Raw genomic sequence first — 9640 nt, forward strand, 5'->3', positions numbered from 1 at the left:
ACGCCTGCAACGCAAGGACTGACTGGATTGAAACAGACGCCCGTCGCACCGCATTCCATCTACGGAGTTGAAAAATGGGGCAAGGGTCTCATCGAGGTGACGGAGGACGGCGAGATCGGTCTGCGCAATCCCATGGCACCCGATGCGGCGGCCATCAGCCTGCCCGGCATTCTGCACGACCTTGATCAGCGCGGGATCAAAGCGCCGATGATCCTGCGCATCAGCTCGTATCTGGAACGCGAGATCGCGCACATCAACGAAAGCTTCCGCGATGCGATCGCGCGTACCGGCTACAAGGGGTCCTATCGCGGCGTGTTCCCGATCAAGGTGAACCAGCAGGCGCAGGTCGTCGACCGGATCGTCGAGTTCGGCAAGCAATACAATTATGGGCTCGAAGCCGGTTCGAAGCCCGAACTGGTGATCGCCCTGGCGCACCGTCTGGCCCCCGAGGCGCTGATCGTGTGTAACGGGGTCAAGGACGCAGAGTTCATCGAGTTGGCCATTCTCAGCCGCAAGATCGGGTTCAACACGGTCATCGTTCTGGAAAGCCCGAAAGAGGCCGACACGGTCATCGAGGTTTTCAACGAGTTGGGCATCGAGCCGCTGCTTGGCGTGCGGGTGAAACTGACCAACCAGATCAGCGGCAAATGGCAGGAAAGCTCGGGGGATCGGTCGACCTTTGGCATGAACACCGATCAGCTGGTCGCGGTCGTCGACAAGCTGCGCGATGCGGGCCTGCTGCATTGCCTGAAGCTGCAGCATTCGCATCTGGGCAGCCAAGTACCCGACGTGAACGACGTGCGCCGCGCCGTGGGCGAGGCCTGCCGTTATTACACCGAACTGACCCGCGAGGGCGTGCCGCTGACGCACCTGGATCTGGGCGGCGGCATGGGCGTCGATTACACGGGCGAGAAGAAGGCGACCGAGAACTCGATCAACTACACGGTCGAGGAATACTGCGCCAATGTGGTGGAAACCGTGGCCTATGCCATGGACGAAGCCGAAGTGGACCATCCCACGCTGGTGACCGAGAGCGGCCGCGCGGTGGTGGCGACCTCGTCGATGCTGGTGTTCAACGTGCTGGAAAGCACGCTCTATGACGCACCCAACGGCCCCGAGGTGGAACCCGACGACCACCACCTTGTGTCAGATCTGGCGGCGGTGAACGGTTATCTCAGCCACGACCGCCTGCAGGAATGCTGGAACGACGCTACCTTCTACCGCAACGAGTTGCGGGCCCTGTTCCGCCGCGGTTACGTGGACCTGCGTCAGATGGCCCGGGCCGAGCGCATCTACCTGTCGCTGATGGCACGGATCAAGGCGCTGGCGGCCTCGGACGAGGTCGATACTGATGTGGATGACCAGTTGGAGAAGCTGGCCGATATCTATCACTGCAACTTCTCGCTATTCCAGTCGCTGCCCGACGTCTGGGCAATCGACCAGCTGCACCCGATCGTGCCGCTGCAGATGCTGGATCAAGCCCCCGACCGCCGCGCGGTGCTGTCCGACATCACCTGTGATAGCGACGGCAAGATCGACCGGTTCATCTTGGCTGACGGCGTCTCGCCCAGCCTGCCCGTGCATTCCCTGCCCGAAGATCGCGACTATTACATGGGCGTGTTCTTCGTCGGCGCCTATCAGGAAACCCTTGGCGACCTGCACAACCTGTTCGGCGACACCAATGTCGTCACCATCGACCTGCGCGCCGATGGCGGGTTCGACCTGCTGCACGAGCAAGAGGGCGACACCATCAGCGAAGTCCTGTCCTATGTCGAGTTCGACCCCAGCGATTGCATTGCCGCCTTCCGCAAGATGGTGGACGAGGCGATTTCGACCGGCACGCTCAAGGCCAAGGACCGCAAAACCCTGATGAGCGCTTACCGCGACAGCATCAACGGCTATACCTATTACGAATAACCCCGGCGAAAGGAGATTTTCCCATGGGCAAGACACTGGTTGTTGGCGCGGGTGGCGTCAGCCACGCCGCCGTGCACAAGATGGCGATGAATTCCGACATCTTCACCGAGATCACGCTGGCCAGCCGCACCAAGGCGAAATGCGACGCCATCGCCAAGTCGGTCAAGGAACGCACCGGCGTCGACATCAAGACGGCCGAGCTTGACGCCTACAAGATCGCCGACACCGTCAAGCTGATCAAGGAAACCGGGGCCGAGATCCTGGTGAACCTTGCCCTGCCCTATCAGGACCTGGTGCTGATGGATGCCTGCCTCGAGGCCGGGTGCCACTACCTGGACACAGCCAATTACGAGCCCGAGGACGAGGCCAAGTTCGAATACCACTGGCAATGGGCCTATCAGGACAAGTTCAAACAGGCCGGCCTGACCGCCATTCTGGGGTCGGGGTTTGACCCGGGCGTTACATCCGTCTTCGCCAAGTGGCTCAAGAAACACAAGCTGGACACGATCCGCCAGATCGATGTGCTGGACGCCAATGGCGGCCAGAATGATCAGGAATTCGCCACCAACTTCAACCCCGAGATCAACCTGCGCGAAGTGCTGGCCGACGCCCGCCACTGGGAAGGCGGCGAATGGAAAGTGACGCCGGCCATGACCCACAAGGTCGAGTTCGACTTCCCCGGCATTGGGCCGAAGAACATGTACCTGATGTATCACGAGGAACTCGAGTCGCTCTCGACCCACTTCCCCGAGATCGAGCGTGCCCGTTTCTGGATGACCTTCGGCGATGCCTACATCACCCATGCCAAGGTGCTGCAGAATGTCGGTATGACCCGGATCGACCCGGTGGTGCATAACGGGGTCGAGATCATCCCGATCCAGTTCCTGAAGACGCTGCTGCCCGACCCCGGCGATCTGGGCGCCGAAACCAAGGGCAAGGCCTGCATCGGTGACATCGCCACCGGCCAGGCCATGGACGGCTCGGGCGAAAAGACCTACTACATCTACAACATCTGCGACCACGAGGAATGCTACCGCGAGGTCGGCAGCCAAGCCGTCAGCTACACCACCGGCGTCCCGGCCATGATCGGCGCGGCACAGGTGCTGAAGGGCAACTGGCGCGAGCCGGGCGTGTGGAACATGGAACAGCTCGACCCGGATGATTTCATGGACATGCTGAACAAGCACGGCCTGCCCTGGCAAGTCCACGAACTCGACGGCCCCGTCGATTTCTGATCCCTCGGGGCGGTCCGCGCGACCGTCCTGCTTCATCTGGCCCAAAATATCCCGGGGGTCCGGGGGCAGCGCCCCCGGCCTCTCCACTTTCAGGAGATGCCGGACATGACCCAATTGATGCAGACACAGGCCGGAGATGCCGGCGCCTTCCGCCACTTCGACCTGACCCGCGTCCCCTCCCCCTGCTTCGTCGTCGACGAAAAGGCGGTCGAGCGAAATCTGGCGGTTCTGGCCGATATCGGCGAGCGTTCCGGCGCGCATATCCTGTCCGCGCTCAAGGCTTTTTCGATGTTCGCGCTGGCGCCACTGGTGCGCCGGTATCTCGGCGGGACCTGCGCCAGCGGCATCTACGAGGCCCGGCTGGGCCGCGAGGAATATGGCGGCGAGGTCGCGACCTTCTGCGCGGGCTACAAGGATTCCGACATCGACGAAATCCTCGCCCTGTCGGATCACATCATCTTCAACAGCCCCGCGCAGAAAGACCGCTTCTTGGCCAAGGCTCAGGCCGCCGGGCGGCAGGTCGGGCTGCGCATCAACCCCGAACACTCCGAAGGCGAGGTTGCGAAATACGACCCCTGCGCTCCGTGCTCGCGCCTCGGCACCCCGGTCAGCCAGTTGGACGCCAAGGCGCTGGAAGGCGTGGATGGCCTGCACATGCACACGCTCTGCGAACAGGGGTTCGAACCGCTGGCGCGCACCTGGGCCGCGGTCGAACCGAAGCTGGCGCCTTTCCTGAACGACCTGGAATGGCTGAATTTCGGCGGCGGCCACCACATCACCCGCAGCGACTATGACCGCGACGGGCTGGTGGATTTCATCAAACACATCCGCACAAAATACGGCGTCGAGGTCTATCTGGAACCCGGCGAGGCGGTGGCGCTGGATGCGGGCATCCTGGTGGGGGAAATCCTGGACCTGCCACACAACGGCATGGATCTGGCGATCACCGACATCTCGGCCACCTGCCACATGCCCGACGTGATCGAAGCCCCCTATCGCCCCGCCCTGATGGACGAGGCCGAAACCGGCCACACCTATCGTCTGGGCGGCCCCTCGTGCCTGGCGGGCGACGTGATCGGCGATTACACCTGGGCCGAGCCGCTGCGGATCGGGCAGCGCTTTGCCTTCCTCGATCAGGCGCATTACTCGATGGTCAAGACCAACACGTTCAACGGTGTGCCCCTGCCCACGATCGCCCTGTGGAACAGCGAAACCGATGAGCTGAAGATCATCAGGCAATTCGGCTACGACGACTTCAAAGAGAGGCTTTCATGAGCATTTTCCTCGACAGCGAACTGACCGAGGCCGAACGCAGCGAAGACGCCCGGTTCCGCGTGATCCCGGTGCCTCTGGAGCGCACGGTCTCCTACGGCTCGGGCACGGCAGGCGGACCCGCCGCGATAATCGAGGCCAGCAATGAACTCGAACGCATCACCGGGCATACCGAACCCTGTGTCGAAGGCATCTTCACCGAGCCCCCGCTGGACTGCGAAGGCCCGCTGCCGGACGTCATGGAGCGTCTGGCCCAGCGCACCGAGGCCGCCGTCCGCGCCGGCAAGGTGCCGGTCACGCTGGGCGGCGAACACTCGCTCAGCTACGGCGCGGTCATGGGTGTAGCCCGCGCCTTGGGTCAGCCTCTCGGCATCGTGCAGATCGACGCCCATGCCGACCTGCGCAATGCCTACCAAGGCGAAAAGCATAGCCACGCCTCGGTCATGCACCTGCTGGCCGAGGAAGGTATCCGCCTGGCCCAGTTCGGCGTCCGCGCCTTCTGCGAGGAAGAGGCCCAGAGCCGTCTGCGCCACCACGTCTTTCACGTCGATGCCGAGGAACTGGTGACCGGCAACATCCATGCCGTCGACCTGCCCGAGGATTTCCCCGAACTGGTCTATGTCAGCTTTGACGTCGACGGGCTGGACCCGTCGCTGATGCCCGCAACCGGCACGCCGGTTCCGGGCGGGCTGGGATACTATCAGGCGCTGCACCTCGTCGAGCACGCCCTGAAGGGCCGCCGCTGCGTCGGCTTCGACGTGGTGGAACTGGCCCCGGACGGCAACGCGGCGTGGGATTTCACCGCCGCGCAGATCGTCTATCGCCTTATGGCCTCCTGCTAGTCCTCGGCGGTTTCGTTGAGCTCCATGTGCCCCTCGCCCCTGTTCAGGATGCGGCGCAGCATGGGCTCGAAGAACTCCAGCGGCTTGGTCGGATAGTCCGGGTCGAACGCCTTCTGATCGTATTCATGGCAAAAATGGCGGCAGTCCTCCCAATAAGGGCTGTCGCGATACTTGTCGCGCGCATTGCGGTCACCGCCCAGATGGTGGTTATAGTAATAACCCTGAAACACGCAGTGATGTTTCAAAATCCAATAAGCCTTTTCGCTCACGTAGGGCTTCATCATCGCCGCTGACAGCTCGCCGTGGTTGTAGGGCGACAGGATGTCGCCCACGTCATGCACCAGTGCCGCAATCACGATTTCCTCGTCCGCGCCATCCTCGTAGGCGCGCGTCGCGGCCTGCAGGCAATGCTGGTAGCGGTTGATCGGATAGGGCGTCCAGTCCTCGTCCAGTGACCGGATGGCGTCGAGGATGCGGTCCGGCAGGGCAGCGTTGTAGGCGTCCTCGTAGGCCATGACCGCATCCCAATCGGCCTTCGTTGCCTCTTCGAAACTGGTCCAGTTGGGTGTGTGGCGATTGTCTGGCATGGCGCGCCCCTCGGTTGGATATTGCCCCGAGAGTAGCGCGGCGGATTGCATCCTCAAAGCGAAATGACCCGCGCAGTCTCCGTCAGGCCGCCGCCTGACAAGCCGCATCGGACCGGCCGCGTCTACGGGTCAACGGCCGGCCAGCCAGGGCCAGAAACACTCCCGACACAATCACGCCAAGCGCCGCTGGCGCATAGAGAAGCGGCCACAACTGCGGGTCGCCGATGACGATCGGCGAAACGAACCCACGCACGCCTTCAAGCAGAACAAGGATCGTGAAGGCCCCGAATATCTGCGGCCAGAGACCGAAACGCGAAAAACTGCCCAGCATCAGCGTTGCATATCCTACCATGGCAACGGCCACGCAGATCGCAACCCACGAGAACCGCTGATGCAGCTCATCCACCAACTGCCCGATGGAATGGCCCTCTTGCGCGGCCAAGGTATCCAGGTCGCCCAGAAGTTCGGCCGTCGAGATGGCTTCGATGCTGCGCTGTCCCAAGTCCGATTTTCGCGTCAGCTCCGAGATGTCATAGGCGGCATCCTCGAACCGCGTCGATGCAAGCGTTCGGCCGGCCCGGTTCAGCCTTAGTGCCAGCCCGTCAACCATGACCAGATGCACGCCCGACCCGTTGTTCACCAGATAGGCCGAGGTGCTGGAATAGGTAGCCGGATTGGCCCTGTCACGCCGGTCCGACACGAAGACTTCGTGCAACGTACCGTCCAGATCAATTCGGCCGATATAGACCGTGACGCCCGGCACCGGATGCATGAATTCGCCTTCGTTCAGCAACTGCGCAGTGACATCGGCGGCCACTTCGGATTCGCGCCGTTCGAGCTGATCGACCGAAGCGGGGCGCAGGAACACGCTGATGATCGCCATCATCACCCCTGTGACCACCCCGAACAGGAAAACCGCGCGCCCCAACCGCCATGGGCTTGAGCCCGTGGCCAGCATCACCGTCAGCTCGCTTTCGCGGGTCAGGCGGTTGGTGACATATACGGCCGCCGCGAACACGGCCATCGGCATTACCGTGCGGATCAGCGTCGGCAAAGTCAGCGCGGTGAACTCGAGGAACACCATAGCCGACTGACCGCCGCTGATGACCCGCTCGAACAGGCTGACCGAGCGGGTGATCCAGAAGACCCCCACCAGCACCAAGGTGAAAAAGCCGAAAAGCACCAGCAATTGCCGCAGGAAATATCCGTCAAAGCGCGACATGTGACCTCGTTCAGCTGTTCCTGCGATCACGCGGACAATAGGCCATTTGCAAGGCGGAAGAAACCATGATTGCACGTTCGTTGCGCGCGTGGGTTCGGCGGCAAAGCAACGGTCGATTTAAGGGAAATGGCAGGGGCAGCAGGGTTCGAACCCGCGACCTACGGTTTTGGAGACCGTCGCTCTACCAACTGAGCTATACCCCTGTACTGCGCCTCAGATATGCCAGCCACGCGGCGGACTCAAGAGGCTTTTTGCAGTTTCCCGCGCCTTCCGGTTTCGACAAACAAGTTGCGCAGGCCGTGCAGTTCGCTAAGACAGGGCTCGGCCAGAAAGAGGATACCCGCCGTGAGCCTGCGCAAGAAGATTGCAGACAGCGAAGCCGTTCTGAACTGGTTGGCTCGGCGCATCGCCGGATATATTCGACTGGTCCATCGCAACACGCGATGGCAACGGATCGGCTATGAAGAGCTGGACAAGCTGGCCGAACAGGGCGAGCCGGTCATCGTGGTGTTGTGGCATCAGCGTCTGGCGCAGTCCCCCTATTTCTTCCCGCTGGACAAGGGGCGCATCTGTTCCATCACCTCGGCCGCGCGCGCCGGCAGCATGGTGGGGCGGGTGCAGAAACTGTTCGGAATGGACACCATCGCCATGTCCAGCCACAAACGTCATGTGGCGCTCTCGCGCGAAGTGTTGGGCAAGATGAAGCAGGGCATCTCAATCGGCATAGCCGCAGACGGCCCACGAGGACCCGAGCGGATTTGTTCAACTGTTCCGCTGGTATGGGCACGCAGTTCGGGCAAACGAGTGTTCGGGATCACATATTCCGTGCGCCATGGCCGTGAGGCCGGCACTTGGGATCGTCTCCTGCTGCCTCGCCCCTGGCGAAACGAAGGGGTGTTCCTGTGCCGCGAATGGACTGAAACCGTCCCGCGCAAGGCGACGGAACAAGAGATCGAATCGCTTCGTCTCAGTCTGGAACAGCACATGAACGACATCACCGCCGAAGCAGACCGGATCGTCGGTCGAGAACCCTGGGCGCCGGAATAGGGCCGTCCGGTTTGCCCTGGGCAGCGTTTCCTCCGCAACCACGGCCGTCGACCTGATATCGGTCATGCTGCTCCAAGCCCCATGGAACCCAAACGCTGCGCATGCCGCCGCCTTTACGTTCTGCATGAGAACGCGCACCAGAGGCTGGGAGGAATTTGTCGCGTTCGTCAACCGTCGCTCATCAATATGCAACTGATCGCAAGGCGGTTTGCTGAGAAAGCCGACGGGTCTCGACGGCACTATGAGCTGTCTTGATCAATACCAGCGCCCTTGACACACTCATATCTACCTTAAGTAGAATGCAATAATTCCTACAAAGCTTTTTATTGTTGCGCTGGGGGGGCAATTTGCGCCGCACTTTTTGTTGGTCCATTTCTCCCAAGCCAGAAACAGAAAGCACAGGCGGCTCAGATTGAGCGCATGGTGAAGGGCAAGGCAGACCCCTACGACGCATCCACATTCGAGCCATCTGATTTCATTTACCCGACCGTTCAGTCTGACAATATAACCGTTTTCCTGGAATTTCAGCCGTACATCGAAAAGGTTTGCTTAAGCACCCCGCGCGGTTATTTCGATCCACGACTTAAATTTCGAAACAACGCGACGCGGCAAGACCAAGTTTTACTGATTCAAGGTGAAGCTTTCACCCCCTGGCAACCTGAGATTTTGCCCAAAAGCCAGGAGGGGCCCTATGTCGAAACGTTGTCGACCGACTAAGTCCCGATGGATGATCTCGCCGCATATCATGTCACCCCCGTTCGCGGGTATACAGCCACTGATGTACCCGCGTTTTATGCGGTCGAGACTATCACTTGGGCTGAAAACGTTAGTGTCTGGTGCGCCGCCCATCTGAGATCCAAAAAACCAGCGCCTACGGCGATACAGAGCTGTATATTTCCCGCAATTCCAGCGGTCCAATCACCAACGTGAAAACGTGCAAAAAACCGGGTTCTGTACTGTATCCGGGCTGTCGAATTTACATGGAGTCGCCGCTGGTCGACTTCGATATTGGTTAGTCTCTAAACCTTCTACCCCATTGGCAAAACATGTCGTGCAATGCGCGGGCGATTGTGTCCTGCATAACCACCAATTCTCTCTGGTTCCCGGGTCGAAGCGGTCGTTTTCCGAGCCCCAGACGCAAAAAAGGCCGCCCCCCCACGGAGCGGCCTTCTTGGTTTTCTCACCGTGTTACTTTCGGCAGATTTTCCCCTGGAAAATCACCTGCCGCAACCAGGCGCGGCAAGCGCGCCTCGCGCGATGATTTTCGACACACTTTTTGTGCGCGTCTCGTGATTATTGAATCCAAACAAAAAGGGCGCCCCGAGGGACGCCCTTTCCGTCTGATCGTTCGCTTGTGCGAATTACTCGATGATTTTCGAGACGACGCCGGCGCCGACGGTGCGGCCGCCTTCGCGGATGGCGAAACGCAGGCCGTCTTCCATCGCGATCGGAGCGATCAGTTCGACGGTGAAGCCGACGTTGTCGCCCGGCATGACCATCTCAGTGCCTTCCTTCAGC

8 protein-coding genes and 1 tRNA gene are annotated in these 9640 nt (G+C 61.0%); 5 read left to right on the forward strand and 4 right to left on the reverse strand.

What is annotated here, in order from left to right:
* Positions 1-27 precede the first annotated feature (27 nt).
* From speA to speB, 4 genes are all read left to right on the forward strand, one after another.
* Positions 28-1917 carry a biosynthetic arginine decarboxylase gene (speA, locus tag AC2FMD_RS15625; protein ID WP_496743127.1) on the forward strand — a complete coding sequence of 630 codons (1890 nt, stop codon included), beginning with the start codon at positions 28-30 and terminating at the stop codon, positions 1915-1917.
* A gap of 23 nt (positions 1918-1940) precedes the next feature.
* Complete coding sequence (locus AC2FMD_RS15630; RefSeq protein ID WP_496743125.1) at positions 1941-3152, forward strand: saccharopine dehydrogenase family protein; 1212 nt, start codon at positions 1941-1943, stop codon at positions 3150-3152.
* 105 nt (positions 3153-3257) lie between these two features.
* Positions 3258-4427 (forward strand): carboxynorspermidine decarboxylase, encoded by a 1170-nt coding sequence (nspC, locus tag AC2FMD_RS15635; protein ID WP_496711307.1) that lies wholly within the window; start codon positions 3258-3260, stop codon positions 4425-4427.
* Positions 4424-5266, forward strand: a complete 843-nt coding sequence (speB, locus tag AC2FMD_RS15640; RefSeq protein WP_496743123.1) for an agmatinase — start codon at positions 4424-4426, stop codon at positions 5264-5266. The genes nspC and speB overlap by 4 nt, the downstream gene beginning before the upstream one ends.
* On the opposite strand, the gene AC2FMD_RS15645 is transcribed toward speB, so the two are convergent.
* The 3 genes from AC2FMD_RS15645 to AC2FMD_RS15655 all read right to left on the reverse strand — a co-directional run bounded on the left by AC2FMD_RS15645 (position 5263) and on the right by AC2FMD_RS15655 (position 7278).
* On the reverse strand, positions 5263-5853 hold the full coding sequence (locus tag AC2FMD_RS15645; RefSeq protein WP_496711309.1) for an HD domain-containing protein: 591 nt from the start codon (positions 5851-5853) through the stop codon (positions 5263-5265). The two genes, speB and AC2FMD_RS15645, sit on opposite strands and share 4 nt — an antisense overlap.
* Positions 5854-5935: 82 nt before the next feature.
* Positions 5936-7075, reverse strand: coding sequence for an LPS export ABC transporter permease LptF (gene lptF / locus AC2FMD_RS15650; RefSeq protein WP_496711310.1), 1140 nt, complete (start codon positions 7073-7075; stop codon positions 5936-5938).
* Between the two features lie 127 nt (positions 7076-7202).
* A tRNA-Trp gene (locus AC2FMD_RS15655) sits at positions 7203-7278 on the reverse strand.
* A gap of 142 nt (positions 7279-7420) precedes the next feature.
* Between AC2FMD_RS15655 and AC2FMD_RS15660 the strand changes: the two genes are divergently transcribed.
* Positions 7421-8122 (forward strand): lysophospholipid acyltransferase family protein, encoded by a 702-nt coding sequence (locus AC2FMD_RS15660; RefSeq protein ID WP_496683381.1) that lies wholly within the window; start codon positions 7421-7423, stop codon positions 8120-8122.
* A gap of 1361 nt (positions 8123-9483) precedes the next feature.
* Here AC2FMD_RS15660 and AC2FMD_RS15665 read toward each other — a convergent pair.
* A partial coding sequence (locus AC2FMD_RS15665; RefSeq protein WP_496794672.1) for an EF-Tu C-terminal domain-related protein occupies positions 9484-9640 on the reverse strand: 157 nt, incomplete at its 5' end.

It is taken from the genome of Ruegeria sp. BHSC276 (assembly GCF_059612945.1).